The sequence below is a fragment of the Thermobaculum terrenum ATCC BAA-798 genome (assembly GCF_000025005.1).
Classification (GTDB): domain Bacteria; phylum Chloroflexota; class Chloroflexia; order Thermobaculales; family Thermobaculaceae; genus Thermobaculum; species Thermobaculum terrenum.
The window spans coordinates 179,349-204,093 of sequence record NC_013525.1 but is presented as its reverse complement, the minus strand read 5'-3'; the positions used below and the strand labels follow the sequence as shown (position 1 = coordinate 204,093).

General features: G+C 48.1%; 21 protein-coding genes, 2 tRNA genes and 2 other annotated features. Of the genes, 11 read left to right on the top strand and 12 right to left on the bottom strand.

Annotation, left to right across the window (positions count from 1 at the left end; translation table 11 throughout):
• Positions 1 to 17: 17 nt before the first annotated feature.
• From TTER_RS00950 to TTER_RS00910, 10 genes are all read right to left on the bottom strand, one after another.
• Entirely contained in the window at positions 18 to 1,199 is a 1,182-nt protein-coding gene (locus TTER_RS00950) for a 2-isopropylmalate synthase (RefSeq protein ID WP_012874147.1), read from the bottom strand.
• 9 nt (positions 1,200 to 1,208) lie between these two features.
• Positions 1,209 to 1,352 carry a hypothetical protein gene (locus TTER_RS15705; RefSeq protein WP_012874146.1) on the bottom strand — a complete coding sequence of 48 codons (144 nt, stop codon included), beginning with the start codon at positions 1,350 to 1,352 and terminating at the stop codon, positions 1,209 to 1,211.
• A gap of 35 nt (positions 1,353 to 1,387) precedes the next feature.
• The gene (gene ilvC / locus TTER_RS00945) at positions 1,388 to 2,443 is read right to left on the bottom strand and encodes a ketol-acid reductoisomerase (RefSeq protein WP_277422775.1); all 1,056 of its coding nucleotides are present in this window, start codon (positions 2,441 to 2,443) and stop codon (positions 1,388 to 1,390) included.
• Positions 2,418 to 2,942 carry an acetolactate synthase small subunit gene (gene ilvN, locus TTER_RS00940; protein WP_012874144.1) on the bottom strand — a complete coding sequence of 175 codons (525 nt, stop codon included), beginning with the start codon at positions 2,940 to 2,942 and terminating at the stop codon, positions 2,418 to 2,420. Before ilvN ends, ilvC begins: the two co-directional genes overlap by 26 nt.
• A complete protein-coding gene (ilvB, locus tag TTER_RS00935; RefSeq protein WP_012874143.1) occupies positions 2,939 to 4,669 on the bottom strand; it encodes a biosynthetic-type acetolactate synthase large subunit in 1,731 nt (576 codons plus the stop codon). The genes ilvN and ilvB overlap by 4 nt, the downstream gene beginning before the upstream one ends.
• 249 nt (positions 4,670 to 4,918) lie before the next feature.
• Positions 4,919 to 5,136 (bottom strand) — a binding site (T-box leader).
• Between the two features lie 99 nt (positions 5,137 to 5,235).
• The gene (locus TTER_RS00930; protein WP_012874142.1) at positions 5,236 to 6,141 is read right to left on the bottom strand and encodes a carbohydrate ABC transporter permease; all 906 of its coding nucleotides are present in this window, start codon (positions 6,139 to 6,141) and stop codon (positions 5,236 to 5,238) included.
• Between the two features lie 4 nt (positions 6,142 to 6,145).
• Positions 6,146 to 7,138 (bottom strand): carbohydrate ABC transporter permease, encoded by a 993-nt coding sequence (locus tag TTER_RS00925; RefSeq protein WP_012874141.1) that lies wholly within the window; start codon positions 7,136 to 7,138, stop codon positions 6,146 to 6,148.
• Between the two features lie 44 nt (positions 7,139 to 7,182).
• The gene (locus TTER_RS00920; protein ID WP_012874140.1) at positions 7,183 to 8,472 is read right to left on the bottom strand and encodes an ABC transporter substrate-binding protein; all 1,290 of its coding nucleotides are present in this window, start codon (positions 8,470 to 8,472) and stop codon (positions 7,183 to 7,185) included.
• 213 nt (positions 8,473 to 8,685) lie between these two features.
• Positions 8,686 to 9,282, bottom strand: coding sequence for an O-methyltransferase (locus TTER_RS00915; protein ID WP_012874139.1), 597 nt, complete (start codon positions 9,280 to 9,282; stop codon positions 8,686 to 8,688).
• 23 nt (positions 9,283 to 9,305) lie between these two features.
• Positions 9,306 to 11,573, bottom strand: a complete 2,268-nt coding sequence (locus TTER_RS00910) for a glycoside hydrolase family 3 C-terminal domain-containing protein (protein ID WP_012874138.1) — start codon at positions 11,571 to 11,573, stop codon at positions 9,306 to 9,308.
• Between the two features lie 145 nt (positions 11,574 to 11,718).
• On the opposite strand from TTER_RS00910, the gene TTER_RS00905 reads away from it, so the two are divergent.
• From TTER_RS00905 to TTER_RS00870, 8 genes are all read left to right on the top strand, one after another.
• Complete coding sequence (locus TTER_RS00905; protein WP_012874137.1) at positions 11,719 to 12,198, top strand: GNAT family N-acetyltransferase; 480 nt, start codon at positions 11,719 to 11,721, stop codon at positions 12,196 to 12,198.
• 21 nt (positions 12,199 to 12,219) lie between these two features.
• A complete protein-coding gene (locus tag TTER_RS00900; RefSeq protein ID WP_012874136.1) occupies positions 12,220 to 13,224 on the top strand; it encodes a phosphotransferase in 1,005 nt (334 codons plus the stop codon).
• A 121-nt stretch (positions 13,225 to 13,345) separates the two neighbouring features.
• Complete coding sequence (locus TTER_RS00895) at positions 13,346 to 14,611, top strand: M16 family metallopeptidase (protein WP_012874135.1); 1,266 nt, start codon at positions 13,346 to 13,348, stop codon at positions 14,609 to 14,611.
• Positions 14,595 to 15,851 (top strand): M16 family metallopeptidase, encoded by a 1,257-nt coding sequence (locus tag TTER_RS00890; protein ID WP_012874134.1) that lies wholly within the window; start codon positions 14,595 to 14,597, stop codon positions 15,849 to 15,851. Before TTER_RS00895 ends, TTER_RS00890 begins: the two co-directional genes overlap by 17 nt.
• A gap of 121 nt (positions 15,852 to 15,972) precedes the next feature.
• Positions 15,973 to 16,226: a binding site (T-box leader), on the top strand.
• A 32-nt stretch (positions 16,227 to 16,258) separates the two neighbouring features.
• A complete protein-coding gene (metG, locus tag TTER_RS00885) occupies positions 16,259 to 17,863 on the top strand; it encodes a methionine--tRNA ligase (protein WP_041424295.1) in 1,605 nt (534 codons plus the stop codon).
• A gap of 65 nt (positions 17,864 to 17,928) precedes the next feature.
• Complete coding sequence (locus tag TTER_RS00880; RefSeq protein ID WP_012874132.1) at positions 17,929 to 18,522, top strand: type 1 glutamine amidotransferase domain-containing protein; 594 nt, start codon at positions 17,929 to 17,931, stop codon at positions 18,520 to 18,522.
• A gap of 152 nt (positions 18,523 to 18,674) precedes the next feature.
• Positions 18,675 to 20,060 (top strand): DUF7125 family protein, encoded by a 1,386-nt coding sequence (locus tag TTER_RS00875; RefSeq protein WP_012874131.1) that lies wholly within the window; start codon positions 18,675 to 18,677, stop codon positions 20,058 to 20,060.
• Between the two features lie 30 nt (positions 20,061 to 20,090).
• Positions 20,091 to 20,450, top strand: coding sequence for a response regulator (locus tag TTER_RS00870; protein WP_012874130.1), 360 nt, complete (start codon positions 20,091 to 20,093; stop codon positions 20,448 to 20,450).
• An 11-nt stretch (positions 20,451 to 20,461) separates the two neighbouring features.
• On the opposite strand, the gene ftsH is transcribed toward TTER_RS00870, so the two are convergent.
• Positions 20,462 to 22,402 carry an ATP-dependent zinc metalloprotease FtsH gene (ftsH, locus tag TTER_RS00865; protein ID WP_012874129.1) on the bottom strand — a complete coding sequence of 647 codons (1,941 nt, stop codon included), beginning with the start codon at positions 22,400 to 22,402 and terminating at the stop codon, positions 20,462 to 20,464.
• Positions 22,403 to 22,527: 125 nt separating this feature from the next.
• On the opposite strand from ftsH, the gene TTER_RS00860 reads away from it, so the two are divergent.
• The 3 genes from TTER_RS00860 (at position 22,528) to TTER_RS00850 (ending at position 23,517) form a co-directional block, all read left to right on the top strand.
• On the top strand, positions 22,528 to 23,268 hold the full coding sequence (locus TTER_RS00860; protein WP_277422772.1) for a DUF6062 family protein: 741 nt from the start codon (positions 22,528 to 22,530) through the stop codon (positions 23,266 to 23,268).
• 56 nt (positions 23,269 to 23,324) lie between these two features.
• Positions 23,325 to 23,401, top strand: a tRNA-Glu gene (locus TTER_RS00855).
• Between the two features lie 42 nt (positions 23,402 to 23,443).
• A tRNA-Glu gene (locus TTER_RS00850) sits at positions 23,444 to 23,517 on the top strand.
• Between the two features lie 16 nt (positions 23,518 to 23,533).
• On the opposite strand, the gene TTER_RS00845 is transcribed toward TTER_RS00850, so the two are convergent.
• Positions 23,534 to 24,724, bottom strand: coding sequence for a class I SAM-dependent RNA methyltransferase (locus tag TTER_RS00845; RefSeq protein WP_041424293.1), 1,191 nt, complete (start codon positions 24,722 to 24,724; stop codon positions 23,534 to 23,536).
• Positions 24,725 to 24,745: the final 21 nt, after the last annotated feature.

The window sequence follows — 24,745 nt, the reverse complement described above, 5'->3', positions numbered from 1 at the left end:
CCTCCAGGTGGTCAAACCTAAGTTATGCTAACTTCTTGCCTGCTGGCTCTAACGCTCTTTATAAGATTTACTAGATCATCATCTGTTATATGCTTGCGCTCGTCTGTTAGGCGCTTGAACTGGTTGTAAGCGATATCCAGCTCCTCTGGGCTCAGTTGTATACCCATTTCCGATAGCCTGGATGCAAAGCCATGCCTACCGGAATGCTTACCCAAAACGATCTTGCTGTTTTGCCAACCGACTGATTCTGGTGTCATGATTTCGTATGTCAGCGGGTTTTTGAGCACGCCATCCTGGTGTATACCTGCCTCATGAGCGAAGGCGTTGGCTCCCACTATAGCCTTGTTGGGCTGCACTACCATGCCGGTTAGCTGACTGACAAGCTTGCTAGTAGGTACTAGCTCACGAGTATTGATACGCGTTTTCCTGTTGTTGAAGGCTGCCGGCTTCGTTGCCAGCGCCATCACCACCTCCTCAAGAGAGGTATTACCTGCTCTCTCTCCGATGCCATTTATAGTCACTTCTACTTGTCCAACACCTTCGCGAATAGCTGCCAAGGTGTTCGCGGTAGCCAGACCCAGGTCATCGTGGCAGTGGACGCTTACGACGGCTTTGTGGATATTGGGAACTCTTTCGTAGAGGGTACGAATCAGTGCCGAGAACTCGTTTGGCTCAGCGTAACCTACGGTATCGGGCACATTTATTACTGTAGCACCCGCGTTGATAGCAACTTCGTACACCTTGCAGAGGTAGTCAGGATCTGTTCTGGAGGCATCTTCAGCTGAGAACTCGACCTCTTCTGTGAACTGCTTAGCGTATCTTACCGCTTGTTCGGCTGCTTCGAGCACCTCATCTCTTGTCTTGCGCAGCTTATAGTGAATGTGTAGGTCAGAGGTGGATATAAATGTATGGATCATCGGCTGCTCTGCTCCCTTTACAGCCTCCCAAGCGGCGTCTATATCCGCCTTGTTAGCTCTGGCCAGGGCTGCTACTACCACACCCTTGACTGTGTTGGCTACCTGGCGTACGGCCTCGAGGTCTCCGGGAGAGGATATGGGAAAGCCAGCTTCTATGATATCCACCCCAAGTCTGACAAGCTGCTCAGCTATGAGCACTTTCTCATGAGCGCTAAGGTTTACTCCTGGTGACTGTTCCCCATCTCTCAATGTTGTGTCGAAGATTCTTACTATCTCGCTCACTTGTGCCTCCTATTCGTAACACCATGCAATAGCTTGCGTGCACTCAGCTTCCTGATCCTGATCCTCTTCCTGCTGTTGGGTCTCCGTTAATGAGGCCCAGATCATGCTTGCGAATTCCTGTGCGTCCTGCCACATATAGCTGTACTGTGTCATTTTCCTGCCTCCTGGGGCCGGTACTACATTTGTTGCTACCTGTTAGCTGGTTGTGGTTGTGTCCAGCTCATCATTGCCCTAAGCTTCTGCCCTACTTGCTCGATGAGGTGGTTCCTGTCCTGCTCTCTCATCTTCTCGAACTCAGGTCTACCCTTCTCGTTCTCCTCTATCCATCTTCGTGCGAAGCTTCCGTCCTGAATCTCCTTTAGGATCTGCTTCATGTTTTCTCTGACATGCTCATCGATTATTCTGGGCCCTGCTACGTAGTCCCCGTACTCAGCGGTATCGCTTATGCTGTATCGCATGTAACTGAGCCCTCCCTGATAGATCAGGTCTACGATGAGCTTCATCTCATTCAGACACTCGAAGTAAGCTATTTCGGGTTGATAGCCCGCTTCTACTAGAGTCTCAAATCCGGCCTTGATCAGTGCGCTAACACCACCACAGAGCACTGTTTGCTCACCAAACAGGTCAGTTTCAGTCTCTTCTTTAAATGTGGTCTTTAGCACCCCTGCCCTAGTACATCCTAGTCCTTTGGCATATGCTAAGCCTGTCTGTTCGGCCTGACCACTAGCATCCTGATATACAGCCAGCAGTGCTGGTACCCCTATTCCCTGAGTGAACAGGTTACGCATAATGTGGCCGGGGCTCTTTGGGGCTACCATGACTACATCAACTTCTGCGGGAGGTTTCACCTGTCCGTAATGGATGCTGAAACCATGTGCGAACATCAGCGTCTTTCCAGCTCTCATTGCTGGCGCTATGGATTCCTCATACACTTTCTTGTGTATAGTGTCAGGGATGAGCATCATGATAATATCTGCAGCTTCTGCTGCCTCTGCTACGGATCTAACTTCCAAACCGTCGTTCCGAGCCTTTTCTGCGCTCTTGCTACCTTCATGTAGTCCTACTATTACATTGCAACCAGAATCGTGCAGGTTTAGAGCGTGCGCATGCCCTTGACTGCCATAGCCAATGATCGCTATGAGCTTATCCTTGATAACGTTTATGTCAGCATCTGCATCGTAGTAAACTTGTGCCATAAATCTCCCTCTATCGAAATTTTTAGGCGCTGATGGCGCTTCTCTCAGCCGAAGATGTATCTGCCATGTCTCTTGCCATTGCTACTCTGCCAGTCCTCACCATTTCAGTTATTCCAAATGGCTCGAGTAGCCTTACCAAGGAGTCTACCTTAGATTCCGAGCCTGTCATCTCCAGGGTTATAGAATGATGAGAGATATCTATAACTTTGGCTCCGAAGAGCTTTGCGAGCTCGGTGACCTCTGTTCGCTTGGTTCCATCTACCGCGACCCTTATCAGGGCTAGCTCTCGCAGGAGTGGAGCCCCTTCGCTTATGTCTTTGACTTCGATGACTTCTATGAGTTTGGATAGCTGCTTTACTACCTGATCCACTTCGGAGGCATCTCCGTTGACTACTATAGTCATGCGGCTAACGCCTGGCTTTTCCGAGTGGCCTACTGCCAAGCTCTCGATGTTGAAGTTTCTCCTGCGGAAGAGTCCAGATATACGAGTTAGGACTCCAGGATGATCTTGTACCAGCGCTACGAGTGTTCTCCCTTGAGTACTCATTCATTTGCCTCCGGGTCCAGGATCATGGTCTTGACCGATCCCCCTGAGGGGACCATTGGATAGACGTTAGCTTCCTGCTCTATCTCAAAGTCCAGGATCACGCAGCCGGGTTGACTCATGGCCCACTCGACTGCTGCTTCTACATCCTCCTTGCGAGTGACCCTGCGTCCTTTAGCGCCATAGGCCGTGGCTATCAGGGAATAATCGGGTGATGATATCCTGGTCTCGGAGTAATTCCTGTTATGGAAGAACTCTTGCCATTGCCTTACCATTCCTAGATAGCCATTGTTTATGATGGCCACCTTTATATCCAGGTTTTCTTGGACAATAGTACCCAGCTCTTGGATATTCATCTGGATACCACCATCGCCAGCCACCACCCATACCGGATCTTCTGGGCATCCTGCTTTCACGCCCATGGCAGCCGGAAGCGCATAGCCCATAGTTCCCAATCCGCCCGAAGATATGTGGCTGTTGGGCTTTTCCCAACCATAGAAGCGAGCCGCCCACATCTGATGTTGCCCCACGTCAGTTACGATACGAGCTTCGCCATTGGTGGCCTTCTTGATCGCCTTCAGGACATCATAAGGGCTGATCTTGGTGGTCTTCATAACAGAGCGCTCCGGTTTCTCACGGCGTTTGATCTCTTCAAGCCAGCCGGAATGCTCCTTCTTTGACACCAGCTCCGTCAGCTTGGCAAGAGCTTCCTTCGCGTCGGCGACTATACCCACTTCCGGCTTTATGTTCTTTCCTATCTCTGCCGGGTCTATGTCGATGTGTATAAATCGCGCGTTCGGAGCAAACTCTTTGAGGTTACCAGTTACTCGATCGTCAAACCTCAATCCTACACCTACAATCAGATCTGCTTCATCTATAGCCAAGTTCACGTGAGCAGGGCCATGCATGCCGGGCATTCCTAGTGCCAATGGGTGGTTCTCTGGGAATGCGCTCAGACCTAGCAGGGTGGTTATGACCGGGATGCCGGTTTTCTCTGCAAATGCACGAAGTTCATCATAAGCCTTAGAAATGATGATTCCGTGCCCTGCCATAATGAGTGGTCTTTGTGCTGAGTCGATTATTCTTGCGGCTCTTATATATTCATCTGTATATGCAGAGCCGTTGTCGGAGTTGCGCTCCTCCCAGGTCTTCTCGGGGGGAGTATACTCCCCCTCCTCGAACTGCACGTCCTTAGGCACGTCTATGAGCACTGGGCCCGGCCTGCCTTCACGAGCTATCCTGAATGCCTCGTGGATAACTTCTCCCAGGGAGTCTGCCGATGTTACCAAGAAGTTGTGCTTGGTAATGGGCAAGGTTATCCCTACTATATCGGTTTCCTGAAACGAGTCATGACCTATGAAAGGTCTAGCTACTTGTCCAGTTATGGCTACTATGGGTACGGAGTCCATGTAAGCTGTTGCCAAGCCAGTTACAAGATTGGTTGCGCCAGGGCCTGATGTAGCTACGCACACACCTACCTTACCAGTCACTCTGGCATAGCCATCTGCTGCGTGGGCTGCGCCCTGTTCGTGACGAACTAGTACGTGATGGATTGAGGGATACTCAGGCAATACATCATAGAACGGCATTATGGCTCCGCCTGGATAACCCCATATGATTTCTACTCCCTCGTTCACGAGGGCCTCGCACATGATCCTGGCGCCACTAAGCTTCTTAGTTTCCTTCTTCTTAGTTTCTTCTATCTTGGGTTTATCAATTGTAATAGCCATGTCCTCCGTCCCCTTTCAGATATTTGGTGCCTATAACTTGAAAGCCTCCCTTTGTTGGGAGGCTTTCTTATCTAAGCGACTTATGTGTTTGATGTCAGCCTCCCAAGATATTTGCGACCCTAAGGAGCACAATAAGTCCTAGTACTAGAAGGCTAAGGATAGCCTTCTGCAAGGCGAAGATGATATCAACTTGTGTTTGTACCTGTATTCCAAGCATTTCAAAGCTCTTAAGCCAGAAGCCCCCGTCCCTCAAGGGACGGGGGCTTCCCGTGGTACCACCCTTGTTGCCGCCACTTTATTAGTGACGACCACTCGTATGCGCTAACGGGCGCTAACCGTTCGACCCTACTAAGATTTCAGGCCGACCGCTCCAGGGCGAGTTCGGGAGATTACAGCGTCCGAGTCACACCAACCCTCGGCTCTCTGAGCGCTTCCTCTTCCCTACTACTCCCTTTCGCAGCGTTTGTTTTTGTAAAGCTGAAAAGAATGTAACACACCAGCTCCTGGGCTGTCAAGTGTTTCTGCGTTTTTCTGCGTATTTTCTCGGGAATATGTGTCTGTGTATCTTAGCCTTTGACAGCACCTACGGTAATTCCTTCTATAAAGTACCTTTGAGCTCTAAAGTAGAGAACTATTATAGGTATAGTCATGAGCACAGCCATGGCCATCATCATGTTCCATTTGGGAGCTTCGGATCCTCCAGCCAGTGACTTGTTGAACTGATACAGGCCTAGCGGTAGAGTAAATTTCTCCGGAGTGCTCAGGTAGATTAGGGGTGAGAGGAAATTGTTCCAGTTACCTGTGAAGCTGAGTATGGTAATTGCTAGCAGTGCCGGCCTGACCAAGGGCAACATTACGTATCCGAATATCTGCAATAAATTCCCTCCATCTATGATGGCTGCCTCTTCTATGTCCCTGGGTATTGTGAGGAAAAATTGCCTCAACAAGAAAATGTAGGCTGGTCCCCATGCAAACAGTGATCCAACGGTGAGGGGAGAATAAGTGTCGTATCTTCCTAGCCATCTGGCCCATATGATAAATGACGGTATTAGCGTAATGATGCTTGGGAGCATCATGGTCGCCAGCATGATGCTAAAGAGCACTCCTCGACCAGGAAACCTAAAGCGTGCGAAGCCATAAGCCACAAGCGCTGAGGTAATGATCTCACCCAATATGGCCAGTAAGGTGACGAATACACTGTTGGCGAAATATCGTGCTAGTGGAACTAGTTGCCATACCTCTATATAGTTGCTCCATTGTATTGGGTCAGGAAACCATTGTGGCGGTATGAGAAACAGGGCAGTATCGGTTTTGAGTGAAGTTGCAATCATCCAGTATATAGGGATGATGACTATTGACAAACCAAGTAGCAGAACCATGTAAACGAGGACTTTGACGGCAAGGCTCTGTACTTTATATAGATACGTAGGCTTCTCGGCAGCGCTTGTTCTTGCTGTTGTCGTAGTCGCCATGGTTCTATCTCCTCTCCCCTTCGTAGTAGACCCAGAGGGCGGAGCTTCTGAACACCAGCGCCGTAAGGATAAGTATGATCAGAAGCATAAGCCAGCTCAAAGCAGATGCATACCCCATTAGTGCTCTTGTGCCGAATGCGTACTGATATACAAGTACCTGTAGGAATGTACCAGTGGCTCTGGGTAAGTTGATGAATACTCCTGGTTCGAACGTCTTGACTGCGCCTATTATCCCCAATACCAGCGTGTAGAACAGCGTTGGACTCACCATCGGAAGGGTAACGTGCCAGAACTTAGCCCAAGCCCCTCCGCCATCTATGGCTACAGCCTCATAGAGCTCTCTAGGGATGTTCTTTATACCTGCTAACAGGATCACGGTATTGGCGCCAAATACCCCCCAGAGACTCATGATTATGAGACCGGGTAGAGCATAGGTGGGATCTGTAAACCAACTGGGCTTCTCCATCCCAATCAGGTTGTATATTGGACTCAGTATTTGGTTGACCAGTCCATTGGTCGATAACAGCCATATCCATAGCACCAGAGTAGCTACCGTAGGTATAACCGCTGGTAGATAAAACATAGTTCTCCAGAAACCTATAAAGCGCACATCCTCTCGCGCTAGCACCATCGCTATCAACAGAGCTAATGTGAGTCCTATAGGCAGGCTTATAGCTCCGTATAGCAGTGTCATTCTAAGAGAAGGCCAGAAATAAGAACCTCTCTCCAGAAGGTTCTTATAATTTTCCAGTCCCACCCATCTGGGAGGTTGCAAACCGTTGAAATCTGTAAAGCTGTAGTAGAGGGATGCCAGAATTGGGTAGGCGGTCCATATTATGAACCCCAGTAGCCAGGGTACAATCAGCGTATATCCAGAAGCTGTTTCAGGCTTGACGCCAAACTTCCTGAGAATGTTATAGGTTAGATACATCGCACTGCCTATCAGTGCTGCGGCAATTAGATAGTCCGCTAGAGTGCGAGCGTAGTCGGATAACATATCTGCCACCTCTTGCTTTGGTTGGGTGAGCAGGGGTCAGTTTGTTATGGCCCCTGCAATATGGCCTCGAGCTCAGGCCTGACTTTCTTAGCCAGCTCCTCGGGAGTGCCTTTCCTGTGGAAGAGCGGGTCGAGGAACTTTTCTGAGAAAGTGGTATCCCACTCGGACTGTTGCGGAACTACCCTGAACGTTCTCATATCCTGTGCTGCTTTGATTATTACATCGGCCGATTTAGCTTTTTCAGGCACAGCTTGAATTATTGTTTCCTTATTAGCCAAGGACTTCCTGGGCGCTAGTACCTTCCAGTGATGGATACCGTCAGTTAGGTCAAGCAAAGCTTGGCAAGCAGCTTCAGGATTAGCTGTCTTGGCATTGATGGCCATTAGCCCAGTCCAGGCGAATGTAGTCCTGCTCTTGGGACCCTTAGGAACTAGGGCTGCTTTCATCTCAGCAAACTTTGGATCTTTCGCATGAGCGTAATCTAGATCATCTGCAGCTCCACCGAAGAACATCGCCACCTTGCCATTCTTGGCGAGATCTGCGAATCCTTGTTCGGCTATTATGTTCTCGGGCGCTGCATACTTGGGGTTATACACTATCTCTTGGTAGAACTTCTCCGCCTGTATGGCCTCTGGAGAGTCTATTGGAGAATGCTTCAGATCCTCGCTTATTACGTCCCCGCCAGCCTGCCATATAAACATCTGGATAGGCGGCCAACCGTTGAAAGCTGTCCCATATATCCCCTTCTTGGGATTTGTTAGCTTGGCTGCCGCTGCCTTGAAGTCGTCCCATGTCCAGTTCTCGTTAGGTTCTTCCACACCAGCTTCTTTGAACAACTTAGGGTTGTAGTAAAGCACTACGGGCTGAGATATCCAGGGTAGTGCGTACAGCTTGCCCTCGAACTTGCCGACGTCAAGTATGCTCTCGAAATAGTCATCCAGCTTGGCAGCTGGCTTATCACTGTGCTCCTGCACACATTGAGTGAGATCCATGAGCGCGCCCCGCTCAGCATACCCAGGAACGTATTCCTGAGAGAGCCACATCAGATCTGGACCTTTACCTCCGCTTATAGTCGTTTGTAGCTTTGTGTAGTAATCTGCTGGCTGGGGCTCATGTACTATCTTGTAGGTATTGGATTTGGAGTTGAGTTTGTCTATGATGGCCTGGAGTTCCTTGGACTCATCTACACCCGCCCAGGTTGATAGCCTAATAGTCACCTTCCCTTGGTTGCCCGAGCTTCCCTGTTGCGGAGTGCTTGCTGTTCCACCGCCACCGCAAGCTGTGACAACAAGTGCGAGTACCAGGAACAAGTGCAACTTGAACCTACATAACATAATTGCGCCTCCTTCCACTTTGTTTTTCAGTTGTTGCGAACTATTAGATGTAAAGGCAAAAAAGGTGAAGCGGTCTTTGAACAGAGGCCACAAGGGGCCTAGCACTCTTTATGCCACAGTGTACGGATATGAAAGGGTTTTAGAAGGAATCTAAGCTTGGGATTAGACCAATGAGATTCTACTACAAAAGTAGACTGTTCGCATGTTGACAGTTTATTGGGTAACTTTGGTTGCCAATACCAGACCTGTAGAGCAGGCTAGCTTTGCAATAACAAGATCGCTCCTGCTTGCAAGCTCATTTAGCAACCATCTGACGCTTGCCTCATGCCCTTCCGGCCAGTTAGGTTGAGGCAGCATGTCATCTATTACGTAGATGCCTCCGAGCTTGAGTATGCTTAAAGCCTCGTTTAAGTGGCTGTATTTACCTGGCCAGGAGTCAGCAAATATTAGGTCAAACTCTTCGTGCTGGTTTTGCTCTAGCCAGGTTCCTGCATCTACTAAGTGGAATGTGACTCTGGGATCGTTCCCAAGATACTTACGAGCTATGGAGGCGAATTTATCCTCTTTCTCTAAAGTTATCAAGATAGAATCTTGATCCATGCCTTGTAGTAGCCAGGAGGTAGCAATTCCAGTTCCAGTACCAATCTCAAGGAATCTACCTCCCGGCTTTGAAGCAACTAGTGCACGTAGTAGCGAGCCCGTTACGACATCCGAACCCATGGTAAACCCAAGCTGGTCAGTTTCTACCAGTATCTTGGATAGTACCTCTGGTGTATTGGGCTCTGATGCAAAGTAATCTTTGATATCCACCCGTGCACCCCTTGTGCGTCTTATTAACTAGCTGAGTTGAGCTGGTCTAATAAGTTATTAAGATCATCTTCGCTGAAGGCTCCACCACTGAAGTTCACAAGTGCTCTAAGCGGCATATACCTTAGAAGGGCCATTATCATTTCGCTGTTGAACTCTCCTGATGAAGCGAACGGTGTGTTCGCCAATCCCTGCTGCATCATTTGGTTGAAGAGAGCAGCGGCTTTAGGATCCTCCTGCAGATCCCCTATCAATGAGTTGCGATGGTACCTCTTTGGTATTACCTGTGTGGAGTCGACGTGGATGATCTCGGTAAGGACAATATCTCTAGAGGATCTCCCTACGCAGATCTCAAATTCCCCTGTCTCCACGTACCAATCGCTAAGGTCCACGTTGTAGTATGCAAAAGCCCTTTTGTCCAACGTGAAATTGACTGTTTTCTCTTCTCCAGGCTGTAGCTCTACCTTCTCAAAGCCTTTGAGCTCTTTTTCTGGCCTTCTAACGCTTGAAGCTAGATCGCTTACATAGAGCTGTACTATTTCTTTCCCGGCGAATTTGCCAGTGTTCTTAACAGTTACTTGTACGTTAACGACCTCGTTATCTTTAATGCTCTTCTTGTCTACGGATAGATCACTATACTCAAACGTGGTATAACTCAGACCATGACCGAATGGGAACAAAGGCTCGATTTCCTTTGTGTCGTAGTATCTGTATCCAACGAATATACCTTCGCGGTACTCTACTTTGTCGTCTTCGCCTGGGAAGTTGAGGTATGAAGGATTGTCACTTAGCTTTTGTGGGAACGTCTCAGCGAGTTTGCCGCACGGGCTAGCCTCCCCAAATAACAGATCAGCTATAGCGCTACCAACAGCCTGCCCTCCCAGGTAGCACTCTAGCACAGCGGGTACATCATGCAGCCAAGGCATCTCTACGGGTGCACCATTGCATAGCAGCACCACAGTATTTGGCTGAGATTCGCTGACTGCTTGAATAAGCTCCAGGTGACTCCTAGGCATCGACATATGGACCCTATCATAACCTTCGGACTCATAATTCTCAGGTAGTCCTGCGAATATTAGTGCTACGTTCGCCTGAGAGGCAATTTGCCTGGCTTCTTCGATTAAGGACTGGTTTACTTCGTCGCTTCCCAGTTGGTAACCATCTGAATAGAGTAGCCTGGCGGAATCACCTACTGCCTTTTGGATCTCATCATAGGGTATGTCGATCCGAGTGGGGTTGACGTGTGAACTGCCTCCTCCTTGGAATCTGGGATGTTTGGCGAATGCTCCTATAACTGCTATAGTTCCTTCTTTCCGAAGGGGTAAGATAGAGTTATCGTTCTTGAGGAGAACCATGCTTTCCCTGGCAGCCTTTCTTGCTAGTTGATGGTGAGCGTCAGCGTCGTACCGGAAGTTCTCCTTTCTATTGTCAACGGCTTGGAAGATTAGTTTCAGGATACGCTCAACTGCTCTATCCAAAACCTCTTCTGATAGCTCTCCAGAGCAAACTGCTTCAATGATCTTGCGATCTCCAACGCCGCCGTTACCGGGCATCTCCAGATCTAGGCCAGCCTCGAGTCCCTTTACCCTCTCGTTGACTGCTCCCCAGTCAGAAACTACTAATCCTTCATATCCCCAGTCTTCTCGCAAAACCTTCGTGAGCAGGTAGTGGTTCTCAGAACAATAATCGCCGTTCAACCTGTTATAGGCGCACATTACCGTCCAGGGCTTGGATTTCTTTACTGCTCCTTCGAAGCTCGCCAGGTAGATCTCTCGTAAGGTCCTTTCGTCAACTATTGCGTTGACCGACATCCTGCGGTGTTCCTGATTGTTAGCGGCAAAGTGCTTGATGGACGTGCCAACCCCTTGGCTTTGTACGCCTTCTATATAGCTGGCTGCTAATTCCGTAGAAAGAAATGGGTCCTCTGAGAAGTATTCGAAGTTGCGTCCGCATAGAGGAGAACGCTTTATATTTACTCCAGGCCCCAAAATCACAGATACACCTTCAGCTTGGCATTCCTCTCCCAGGGCGATGCCAATCTCTCTTACTAAAGATCTGTCCCAGGAGCAGGCTATAGTAGCTGCTGTTGGGAAACAAGTGGCAGGCACGCTGTCGAAGAAGTTTTGGCTCCCGGGGACTTGCTTTCGTAGTCCATGAGGGCCATCAGTCATGACTATAGAAGGTATTCCTAGTCTCTCTATGGGTTTGGTATCCCAGAAGCCTAGTCCTGAGCATAGGCTTGCCTTTTCCTCCAGGGTCATCTGAGCGATCAAAGACTTGATATCTCTGGTCAAACTATTACCTCCCTTGTGTTTGGAATAAAATTCCCTCAAAGATTAGGGTGGTGCAAAGTAAACATGTGCATGTGAATTGAGCTTATTATAAGCTTGAATGATCTGAATACAAGATCTGTGCTGCAATATGTCAGGAGCATTCCAATTGAAAATCCGCAGGATGATGCAAGAAGATATACCCTCGGTAAGGCATGTAGCAGAAGTTACCTGGCACCATACCTACAAGAACATAATCCCGGAGCATATAAGGACCGAGTTTCTGGCTACGGCTTATTCGGATAAGTCGCTGAATTATAGGATGAGGAATAATGTCCTGCTCGTTGTGGAGGATGCAGGCCACTTAGTAGGTTTTGCTGAGTTTACACCTCTTCAGGACTCTTCCGAAGTGGAGCTATCTGCGATATATATTCTTCCCAGCCACCAGGGTAAAGGTATAGGCACTCAGCTTCTTCAAGAAGGGATCAAGAATTTCCCAGATGCCAAGGTGATCAAGCTCAGGGTGGAAAGCAGAAATGCTCCCGCTAAAAGCTTCTACCTAGCCAAAGGCTTTTTACCTACGCGCGAATATACCATACTGATTCATGGTTATAGCTGTGAGATTACTGAGATGGAAAAGCATTTGTGAAGTTACTGGAGTTTTTCGCACTTGAAGTTTCGACCAAAAGACCTTGATCACGAAGATCTTACGCTTTTTATTAGCCTGATCTATGGGTTGTCTGTTGTGAACATTGAATTCCTCCCAAAAGGAGAGGATTCATGGTGTTACAAAGTTGTAACCGCTACAGAGAGCTTCTTATTGCAGCTTAGAAGGATTGCTGAAGATACAGCGTTGTGTAAGTTCGTTGAACATGTTCGAATGTTGCATGACTCAGGGTTCAAATCAGCTGTTGTTCCTGTTGAGACTCTTGATGGTTGCCCACTGGCCCAATATGGATCCTATTGTGTTCTGCTTTATCCATTTATTGGGAACGGCAATAGTTTGTACGATAAAATGCAGCCATCTACTTTGTTGGAAGAAATCCCTCTAGACAAGGTTGTTGAAATAATTGCTGAGCTGCACTCAACTAAGCTCTTGATCCCAACGCGAGACATATTTGAAAACCCCTTTGAGTCAAGGATAGGGAATAACCTTAGGGCCATCAACAGTAGCTCTGAGGGTGGTCGAATTCGGAGTATGCTCCAAGAGCTTATAAGAGAGAATATTGACGACATTTTAGATACAGCACGCTATACAAGCCTTCTGGGAAGAATTCTCGCCAAAGACCAAGATGATTTTGTGCTAACCCATGGCGATCCTAATCTAGCCAACTTTATCCCTGGGGATGACGATCGCATATATCTGGTTGACTGGAGCAGCATCTCTATGGGTGCCCCAGAAAGAGATCTGTCATCTTATATCGATCTAGATTGGCCGATGTTCTGGAATGTGTACAAGTCTCTAACTGGAAGGAATAGGTGCTTGCTGCAGAGATTCAAGTTTTACAGCTACCTTTGGATTTTGCAAGAGATAGCTGATTATACCTCGCGCATTCTAGGAACTGATGAGATTCTCGAACAGGAGTATGCCTTGGATGAACTTCGGCCTTACCTACCCATACCTCATGATCAGATCAATGCTAGACTTGACTTCTTAGCACGATATGCGGTGTAGATCTCCAAAAGAATTGCTTGTATTACCATCCACTGGACATTTTAAAAACACACGGCTACACTTTTGCTAATGGAAGCACCTTTAGATTTCTGAATGATCAACGATTGGAGTTTTTGTTCCTATGCCCGAGCAATATAAGGATGTTTTGCCTAATGGCTTGACTGTTCTTGGAGAAAGACTCGAGGGTGTTAGATCTCTGGCTCTAGGCTTTATAGTTGGAGCTGGGAGTTCTTATGATCCTGATGATAAAAGTGGGCTCGCCCATTTCACCGAAACTATGCTCCTAGAAGGTACCACCAACAGGACTTCTCGCCAGATAAGCGATTCACTTGACTCCTTGGGAGTGAGCTACGGTACTTCCTTGGATGCCGAAACTATAGGGCTCTCGGGAGTGATGGTTAGCTCCAGACTAGAACCTGCACTGGAGATATTTGCAGACATACTTCAGAACCCAAGCTTCCCAGAAGATGAAATGGAGCAGACCCGATCTTCCATATTGCAGGAGCTTCGGCGCGAAGAGGATGAACCTATGGTAAAGGTTCGGGATCTGCTACGGAGGGTCTACTACGAGGGACATCCCTATTCTAAGAGGCCAACAGGGGAGCCGGATGTTATCAGTTCCCTTTCTTCTGCTGACTTGAGGGAATATCATGCATCTTACTTCAATCCTGCCAATACAGTCTGTGCAGCAGCTGGGGACCTAGATTGGGATCTGTTCAGATCTCTGGTAGAGAAGTTTCTTGGAGGTTGGAAACCTGGGACCAAGGCTCCCGAGATAGGGCCACCTCACCCTCGTCCACAATTGTATGTGGAAAATCAGCAGACTCAGCAAGAACATATCGCTGGTGCGGCGCCGAGTGTTCCATTCGGACATGACGATTATTACGCTGCTATTATTGCTGCCGAAATCTTGGGTGGAGGCATGAGTAGCAGACTTTTTGTAGAGGTGCGTGAGAAAAGAGGTCTGGTATATTCGGTGGGCGCATCTTATTCTCCCGGTAGGTATCAAGGTTCATGGAGAATATATGCAGGGACTACTCCTGAAAGGGCTTCTCAGACTTATAGCGTGTTGATGGAGGAGCTGCACAAGTTAGACTCCGAGGGTGTGTCCGAGGAGGAGTTTAGAAGGTTCCAAGCGCTAACTCGAAGCCATGTGCTTATGGCCGGCGAAAGCACGAGTGCGAGGCTTAGATCTCTCTTGACCTCATGGTGGTATGAGGGCAGGATAAAGCCACTTTCCTACATACGTGAGAGGATAGATGCTGTCACTGTTGATCAGGTGAACAAGGTTGTTAGGGAATGGCCTTTGAGCTCCAATTTGGTGTTGTGTGCTCTAGGCCCAAGTACAAAAGAAAGCTTGGTGGGTGAAAATGTCAGTAAGGTCTAATGAGCTGCTAGGAGTCGAGAAACTTCCCAATGGTCTGACGGTTGTAGGGCAGAGGATGCCCGGAGTGGAATCCGTAGCCATATGTTTCCACGTGCGTACAGGGTCTCGAGATGAGCCCCAAGACATAGCTGGTGTTTCCCACTTTCTAGAGCACATGATGTTTAAAGGCACTACAAGAAGGTCAGCGGTCGATATCTCCAGAGAGTTCGAGGAGATGGGAGCTGAATTCAATGCTTTTACCTGGGTAGAGAGCACTGTGTACTATGCTAGAGTGCTTGGTGATCAGCTCCCTAGGGCTGTGGACCTGCTGGCCGATATGATGCGTCCTGCTCTTGACGAGAAAGAGTTCGAAACAGAGAAAGGCGTGATCATAGAGGAGATAGCGCGCTCTGAGGATCAGCCAGCACATGAGCTTATACACCAGCTTTTCGCTAACTTCTTCGAATCTCATCCTTTAGGTAACAGTGTTTTGGGAACTCAGGATACCATTCGCAACATGCCCGTACACAGGATGCGTGAGTACCATCAAAGAAGATATGGGGCTAACAACATCATCTTTGGTATAGCAGGCAACTTTGATTGGGACAAACTGCTCCCAATGTTGGAAGAGGTTACGCGTGGATGGGAACCTTCTGAGGAGGGGCATCAGAAGGTGGAGTTCAAACCAACTCCAAAAGTGAGGGTTGATCTCAAGCCTCAGTTTCAGCAGGAACATATAGCTATAGCTTCGAGTGCGCCTAAGCAGGATGAGGATGATACTTGGGCAGCTGAACTCGTAGCCTCTGTACTAGGGGATTCAACTGGGTCTCGTCTCTTCTGGGAAGTCACACAGAAAGGACTGGTCGATTCAATCGAGACTGAGTATTACGGTTTTGATGACGCGGGACTTTACCTTACATACTTCAGTACTTCTCCTGATAGGGCTGAGGAGGTCCTTAGAGTAGTTAGGCAGGAGATGCAGAAGCTACAGCAAGACGGTGTAGATCAGGATGAGCTAGATCGGGCGAAGGTGAAGGCCGTCGCGGATATCGTGATTGGTGGGGAGGCTTCTCACCGCAGGATGTTTGAGCTGGCGAGCTTGTACGTGGCCAAGAGCAAGGCTATGTCCGTTGACGAGATCGTTGATAGTATCGAAAGTGTATCCCAGGAGGATATACGTCGAGTACTTGAACGATATCCCTTTACTGAGACCTTTACGGTACAAGCTGCTGGTCCCCTTTCTGATCTGAACGTTTCGTAGCCAGTACACAAATACACAGGCGCTCGAAAGGGTGATCGCCGCACGCGTAGACAGCGATCACCCTTCCTTGATTTTTCGATCTATATCGCCTTACAATCGAGAAACAACATCTAATAAAGATCTAAAAGCTGAGAAGAGGATCGGTAGGACGGTTTAGTTAGGTCACAGAGAGCCGGGTTGCTGAGAGTCCGGTACCTGACTCGTCCGACATGGCCTCGGAGCTGCTATCCGAAAATAGTGATTTTGACAGCTATGAGTAGGTGCTGACGTCTCGCCCGCGTTATAGGGTTGTAGGCCAGTTAGATGGCCTCAGAGTCCTGCAGTGTAAGCTGCAGGAGAACCAGGGTGGTACCACGAGTGGTCCTCGTCCCTAGGGCGAGGGCCATTTTGATTTTAGTAATGGAGTAATGGATGGAGGTGTTGAGGTGAGCGGTTCTCGGTATTACATTACAACGGCTATACCGTACGTAAACGCCAAGCCTCATATCGGATTTGCTCTTGAACTGGTACAGACCGACGTTCTTGCTAGATACCACAGGTTGATAGGGGATGACACGCGCTTTCTTACAGGTACTGATGACAACGCCCTCAAGAATGTACAGGCTGCGGAGGCAGAGGGGATTTCTACTAAGGAGTTAGTTGACCGCAATGCGGAGTTGTTTAAGGCGCTAAGAGAACCCCTGGCTGTGTCCTTCGATGACTTCATAAGGACGTCTGGTGAAAAGAGACATATAGATGGAGTGCAGAAGCTGTGGCGTGCGTGTCAGCGATCAGGGGATATATACAAGAGGGTTTATAAAGGACTATATTGTGTTGGTTGTGAGCAGTTCTACTCGGAAGAGGAGCTGGTCAACGGCTTGTGCCCGGAACACCTCACGCGTCCAGAACTGGTTGAGGAAGAGAACTATTTCTTCCGTCTTTCAAAATACACCGATCGCCTTATATCAATAATTGAGTCTGGCGAATTGCGTATTCTGCCCGAGACGAGACGTAATGAGGTGCTTAGCTTTATTAGACGCGGGCTCGAGGACTTCAGTATATCTAGAGCTAGTAGCAGAGCCAGAGGGTGGGGTATACCGGTGCCGGATGATCCAGATCAGGTAATGTATGTCTGGTTCGATGCTCTTGGCAACTATATCACCGCACTAGATTATGCCTACGATGGAGAGCTTTATCGGAGATACTGGCTCGAGAATCCACATAGAACTCATGTGATAGGCAAGGGCATACTTCGATTCCACGCTGTCTATTGGCCTGCTATGCTGCTCTCGGCGGGTGAACCCCTGCCCACTACGATCTATGTGCATGAATATCTCACCATTAACGGTCAGAAGATTAGCAAATCTCTTGGAAACGTCATAGATCCTATTAGTATCGTTGAAAGATTCGGTACCGATGCTCTGCGCTATTGGTTCGTGAGGGAAGTGTCTCGAACGGAAGACACGGATTTCACTTGGGATCGACTAGTAACGCGTTATAACGCCGATTTAGCTAATGACCTAGGCAACCTCCTTAACAGAACAGTTAGCATGATCAGGCGATATAGGGAGGGTAAGGTGCCATCTCCATCCGACAGCACCGATCTAGAGCAAGATCTCAGGCAGATAGCTGAGGGCATCCCTGAAAAGATTTATAAGTATCTGGACGAATTTGACCTAAGGGCAGCCATAACTGCCATATGGGACTTGGTGACTAGAGCTAATAGGTATGTAGAGGAGAGCGCGCCCTGGCTACTTGCTCGGCAGGAGAAGAATGGTGACGGTGCGGCTTCATCGCGTCTAGATACTGTGCTCTATTCTTTGGCTGAAAGCTTGAGAGTGATAGCTGTGCATCTGTCTCCGTTTCTACCTTTGACTTCAAGTAAGATCCTTGAGCAGCTAGGCATCGGGGCAGATTCTCAAACTAAGTGGCCTGATGTAGCTGCCTGGGGAGGACTGCAACCCGGTACTCTTGTTGGAGAGCCCAAGCCCATATTCCCGAGAGTTGAATTGACTACTTCAGAGATTTCCTAGACTGCTGGCATAAGAGTTGCGAGCTTAGCTAGCGTCAAGGTTGCAGTTTGGAAGGAGGTTTCTGAATGGCTGGCAAACTCGAAGGGAAGAAGATTGCATTTCTTGCTACTGATGGTGTCGAGCAAGTAGAGCTGACTGAACCCTGGAAGGCTGTTACCCAAGAGGGCGCAGAGGCTCATCTTATATCTATCAAGTCGGGCGAAATCCAGGGTGTCAACGGTATGGATAAGGCCGATACATTCAAGGTAGATAAAACTGTGGATCAGGTCTCAGCTAGCGAATACGATGCTCTCGTGCTGCCGGGTGGGGTGGCAAATCCCGATAAACTTCGCATGAACCAGGATGCTGTAAGGCTTGTGCGGGAGTTCGTAGAATCCGGAAAGCCTGTAGCAGCTATATGCCATGGTCCTTGGACCCTAGTTGAGGCCGATGTAGTTCGTGGAAGGACGCTCACGTCTTATCCTAGCTTGAAGACCGATATAAAGAACGCTGGTGGTAATTGGGTTGACCAAGAAGTGGTTGTCGATCAGGGTATTATTACCAGCCGGAATCCTAATGACCTACCGGCCTTCTGCGCCAAGCTCATAGAAGAAGTGCAGGAAGGTATACACGAGGCTAGAGCACAGTCAGCTGGCGAGTTCACTACTCCTCAGATGTAATCCTCCGGGGCGTGGGGTCTTTCCCATGCCCCTTACTTTTCCTAACTGCGGCAACTGGCTTTTAGTTTATGCTTTGGATCTAGATCTGTACCCTTGCTACGTGTTTATAATGTTTGCGACACTGCAAGCCTAATTTACAAGGTAGGGTAGGGGTGGACAAGATAAGTACGGGTATTCCTGGCTTTGATGTGCTCCTTGGTGGGGGTATACCTAAGGGTTCATTTGTGCTGGTTGGAGGTCCTCCAGGCGTTGGCAAGACTATATTGGTTACCCAGATGGCCTTTCACCATGCATCTCAGGGCAAGAAAGTAGTTATGCTTACTGCCCTTACTGAGACTAACGCTAAGCTTATAGCACATCTTAGTACCCTGGCCTTTTTTGATGATGCCTTGCTCGGTAATACCCTTCAGATTCTGAATATACAAAAGCTGCTGCAAGAAGAGGGCTTAGATAAGACTCTTGCCGAGATAAGGAGCACAGTGATCGAACAGGGAGTAGAACTTCTAGTAATAGACTCATTTAGAAGTCTTTTCACCCTCACTGGAGATGCAGCTGCCGTACAAAACTTTATTTTCAATCTGAGTTCGGCGCTATTCATGCTTGGATGCACCACCCTGATGGTTGAAGATCAATACAGGATGGATGGCTTCATTCATCCGGAACAGGCAATAAGCGACACCATCATTCATCTTAGCTTGTCAAGCCTGAACAGTAGTGCTACTAGGAAGATAGAGGTACTCAAGATGAGGGGAGGTGATCCTATCCCCGGCAAGCATTACTTTGAGATCACACCCTCTGGTATTGCAATATATCCAAGGATAGAATCCTTAGCTAGCAAAGTTTGGCCTTGTGATACGAATAAAAGGGTGAGCTGGGGGGTTGCTGGATTAGACGAGATAACGGGAGGTGTCCCTGTTTGCTCATCTAATCTGGTACTAGGCCCTCTTGGAGTTGGGAAGAGCTTGTTGTCTTTGCAGTTTCTAGCAGCAGGTATAAGGGAAGGCCAGAGGGTCTTATTCGCAACTTTCTACGATACTCTTGAAGATTTATCTAGACGTCTATCCAGTGTGGGAGTAGATCTAGAAGATGCTTTGAATAAAGGTAATGTCATCGCCATTCAGTTCCCCTTCTCTGATATAAGTGCAGACAAGCTAGTACATCAGATTATCTCTCAGTTACCAGAGTCTTCCTCATCTCGACTCGTGATTGACGGCTTTGAGGTTGTAAGGGAAGAGCTGGATAGAGATGGGCGATTTATGCCTTTCGTTGGTGCCTTGGCCCAGATAATGCGTTCACGCAATGTGACTACTCTTATCACATGCGGTGATAAAAGCATGTCGCTGTGGGCTGCCTCTCCTGAGTGGGCACCAATGGATAACGTCCTGACCATGGACAGGATAAATTTGAGTGGGGAGTTGAGGAGAGTACTGACCATCGTGAAAATGCGTGGCATTGAGCATGATAACACGGTATACGAGTTTACAATTACGCCAACCGGTATAGAGATAAAAGATAAGGTTGAGGAGATTGGTCGCTAGCGCACTCCAACTTCTCTGAGTAGAGCAATAATGCTTATGAAAAAAGTGCTTATAGTTGATGATGAAGCTGAGATAGTTGAGCTAATTGTGATGGTCCTTGATGATGGCCAAGTTCAACTGCTCACAGCCTATGATGGTGAGCAGGCAATGCGTATCATCAAGGAGCAGAGACCCGATGTTGTGCTTACAGACGTGATGATGCCTAGGCTGGATGGCAGAGAGCTTTGTAAGATGGTCAAGTCAGATCCATCAATCTCCGATACCAAAGTTATACTCATGAGCGCTATACATCGGCTGGATAAGGGTGATTGTCCAGCCGATGGCCTTATCCACAAGCCTTTTGACATAGTTGCCATAGTGGAAGCGGTTCACAAATTTCTAGACCAATAATCTGGATAATCCTAGGCAGGTTCTGGTTGCTTTTCTCCAAGCCCTACGATCTCTCGTATCTGCTGCTCGTCTAAGGATTCTTCTCTAAGTAGAGCCTCCGCTAAGTTATCCAGCCTTTGTCTCTCCCTGTTCAAGAGAGACAAAGCTTCTGCATAACACTCATCGATTATTCTTCTCGTCTCTCTATCGATCACAGTTGCTAGTGACTCACTGTATTCCCTTGAGGTTATTGGATTGGGGCCCAGGAAATCTTCCTGACCATCTGGTGATAGATATACAAGTCCCACCTCCTTGCTCATGCCCCATCTTGTGACCATCTGCCTAGCTATCTCAGTCACCTGCTTGAGATCATTCTCTGCACCTGTAGTTACAGTTCCAAAAACTAGTTCTTCCGCAGCTCTGCCTCCCAAGGCGGCGGTTATCCTGCTCCGTAGATATCTCTCGGTATAGTTATATCTATCGTCCTCAGGAGTTTGGTATGTAACACCTAGGGCTTGCCCTCTGGGGATAATAGTTACCTTGTGTACGGGATCAGCCTCGGGTAGTAACAGCCCTAACAAAGCGTGTCCAGATTCATGGTAGGCCACGCGCCTGCGATCTTCTTCACTGATAAGGAGCTTACGCTCAGCACCAAGTGTTATCTTCTCCAGTGCGTCAAAGAAATCTTCTCTGTCGACGTAATTCTTACCGCGTCTTGCCGCCAGCAATGCCGCCTCGTTGACGAGGTTCCTCAGATCAGCACCGACCAGTCCAGGAGTGGCTGCAGCTATCTCCGAAAGGTCTAGATTTGGATCAAGAGGTACGTTTCTAGTATGCACTTGTAGTATCTTGAGCCTGCCTACCTTATCTGGGCGTTGCACTACCACCCTGCGGTCAAACCTCCCAGGGCGCAGTAATGCTGGATCCAGGACGTCTGGGCGGTTAGTAGCTGCAAGGACGATTACTCCTTGCCTTGAGTCAAAGCCGTCCATCTCTACCAAAAGCTGGTTGAGAGTTTGCTCTCTCTCGTCATGTCCTCCAACGTTGATGCTACTACCTCTTCTTCTGCCTATGGCATCTAGCTCGTCCACAAAGATGATGCAGGGGGCTTCCTTCTTAGCCTGCTGGAATAGCTCTCGTACTCTTGCAGCTCCCACACCCACGATCATCTCTACGAACTCGGAACCAGACATACTGAAGAAAGGCACACCAGCCTCTCCAGCTACCGCTCGGGCCAAGAGAGTTTTGCCAGTACCTGGAGGGCCTATCAATAGAACACCTTTCGGTATAGTACCGCCTAATCTTTGGTACTTCTGTGGGTTCTTGAGGAAATCCACGATCTCTGCAAGTTCCTGCTTGGCCTCTTCGATGCCAGCTACGTCATCAAAAGTAACCCTTGTAGATTCTGTAGCGTTGTATCTCTTAGCTCTGCTCTTTCCGAGACCAAAAAGCCCTTGTTGAGAAGACTGTGCTTTGGAGATAAGCCAGAGGAATAGTAAGAAGAAGAGTATCGTGGGCCCAAAGCTGATCAAAATGCTTAGCAGCAGGGAACGTGTACTGCTTTCTGGCTGTACATTTACTATGACGCCTTTCTGATCAAGCTGGCTCATCAGCTGATCATCGCCGAAGGCTGGTATATGGGTTACAAATCTCTTGACTGGTTGATCAACTCCTGGTACCTTGACAGCCTGCTTAAACTCACCAGTTATCTTATCCGCTTGGGTAGTGACCTCTGCGACGTTGTTGTTCTCAAGTTGTTGCTTGAAGCTGGTATATGGGATGGATACCGCTCCCTTGCCCTCGGGGAATAAAATAGGAGCTACTAGCCAGTTGAGTAGCAATGCTACAATTAGAACTATCCATGCCCAACTGGGTATAGGCCCCCATCTGTTTCTGTTGTTCTTGTCGTTGTTATCGAACCTTCTAGATTCGGGTCCAGGTGGTCTAGGTCTATCCGTCTGATTGTTGGTCAAAGCTGTAACACCTACCAGAGAATATTCTCAACAAGATTGTACCTGAATCCTATACAAACCGTAATTTGACTAAAGCAGGAATAGGGGTAGAATCTAATTTGACATATTATTCGCGGGTGTCTGCTATGCACGTCAACACCTACTATGACCTTCTTACAGCTTTTCGCCTAGAAGGCTGTCCAATATGTCGTCTTGTCCGTTTAGCGGTAGATTCGTACTTGGATAGCCTAGATTATGAATTTATAAATGATGCCAAGGTTAGGAAGGATTTAGTTGTCTCCTTTGGGTTCTGCAAGGACCATGCTGAGCAATGGTTTGAAAGACCAAGACTTCTAGCGACATGCATTCTCTACCGGGATGTGGTTGCCTACCTAGGCTATCATCTTCACCTCAAAAGAAGAGAGTTGTTTGAGAAGAGATCTTCGAGAGGATGGAATCGTAGGTTGAGGAGCAGCTTGGAGAACATAAGGAGGCTCATCAAAAGCAAGCCGGTATGTCCGGTTTGTGACTTTCAACAAGAGGAGGAACATAAATACCTGAGCGCTCTTCTTCAAGGGTTCGAAGATGAGTCGTTTGAAGAAGCTTATATGAAGTCTCATGGCTTGTGTCTTCTTCATCTGTTTTTGGGGCTTGATATAGCTGCCGAAGACTCAAGCGTATCTATTCTTCTTATAGATAAAGCGCTTATGGAGCAGAGAAAGCATATGGATTTAGTAGTGCAATGCTTGCAATCCCAAAGCTACAACTCTGTTGCTGCTTATACACCCAAATCCTCGGAGATCTACTCTATAGTTCAGCACCTCTGTGGTGATCCAAGGTTAGATAGAAAGCCCCAGATACATTGTGAAAAGAACACATTGGCCTAAGGGTAGAACTTGACGTCTGGCTAATTAGTTCGCTAGAATATGCGCGTCACACGCATGGCGCATTCGTCTAGTGGCCTAGGACACCACCCTCTCAAGGTGGAGATCGCGGGTTCGAATCCCGCATGCGCTACCAAAGATCTGCGGGGCAGCATAATCGCCCCGCTTTATAATTCAAGCCCCCATAGTCTAGTGGCCTAGGACGTCACCCTTTCAAGGTGAAGATCGCGGGTTCGAATCCCGCTGGGGGCACTTCATTTTCCCTCTCTTATAGCAGCTCCAGCGAAGCTATAGTTTCTATGTGGAAGGTCTGTGGGAACATGTCCACGGGTTGTACTTTCTTAAGTCTGTATGCTCCAGTTGAGCATAGGACCTTTAGATCTCTTGCCAGAGTTGCCGGGTCGCAGCTCACGTAGACTATCTTCTCAGGAGCAAGCTCTAATATGGTTTCCAGAGCTTCGGGTTCACAGCCAGTTCTAGGTGGATCCAGTAATAATCTATCTATGTTATTTGGCAATCTACCCAGCTCCTTCTCAGCTCTTCCCTCTATTAACTTTGCCTTGAGCCCTTGCATGTTGTATCTAAAGTCGGCAGTAGCTGAAGGGGATTCTTCTATCCCTATCGTAAGTTCGGCTCTCTCCGCTATAAAACGAGTGAAAGTTCCCACTCCACAATAGGCATCAACGACCGTTTTGCCTTCCAAGGGTTCAAGTTCATCTAGCGCTATTCTTATAAGATTTTCAGCCTGCAGCGTATTTACCTGAAAGAAGGATGTTGCGGATACTCTGAACTCCCTTCCTAGTAGGACCTGAGTATGGAACTGCTGCCCAGTTTCTAGGTCTACGGATAGCTTGGGCCATATTACTAATTCATCTTTTTGTCTGCTGTATCTTACCCTTACGTTTTCTCCAGGTAGGCCATGTCCCTGTATGTGCTGGAGCACTTCGTTAATCTTTTCATCCATTATTGGGCAAGTATCTACTTTTATGAAACTGTTGCTTCGCCAGTCAGTAAACCCTAGGTCCCCTTGCTGGCCACAGAGAAATCTTGCGCTATTGCGGTAATAGTACTCTCTTGGAGAAGGAATGGTGGGGAGTACTTTTATATCTCTGAAGCCTCCAATTCTGGACAGTAGGGATTCTACTATGTGACGTTTGATCTCAAGCTGCCTGTCATATCTTATATGTTGGTAATGGCATCCACCGCATACTCCGAAATATGGACACTTGGGTATTACCCTGTCCTGCGATGGGGTGATAATGTCTATTATCTCAGCTTCTGCATATCTCTTGTGCTTGTGATATATACGCGCTAGTACTCTTTCCCCAGGTATGCCAAATGGCACGAAGACAACCATGCCTTCGTGCCTACCCAAGGCTCTACCACCGTGAGCCATATCATGAAGCTCCAAGTCAACTGTCTGATCTATACTGGTTGCTGGAGAGTCGTTAATCCCCATCATTTTTCCAACGCTATTCCT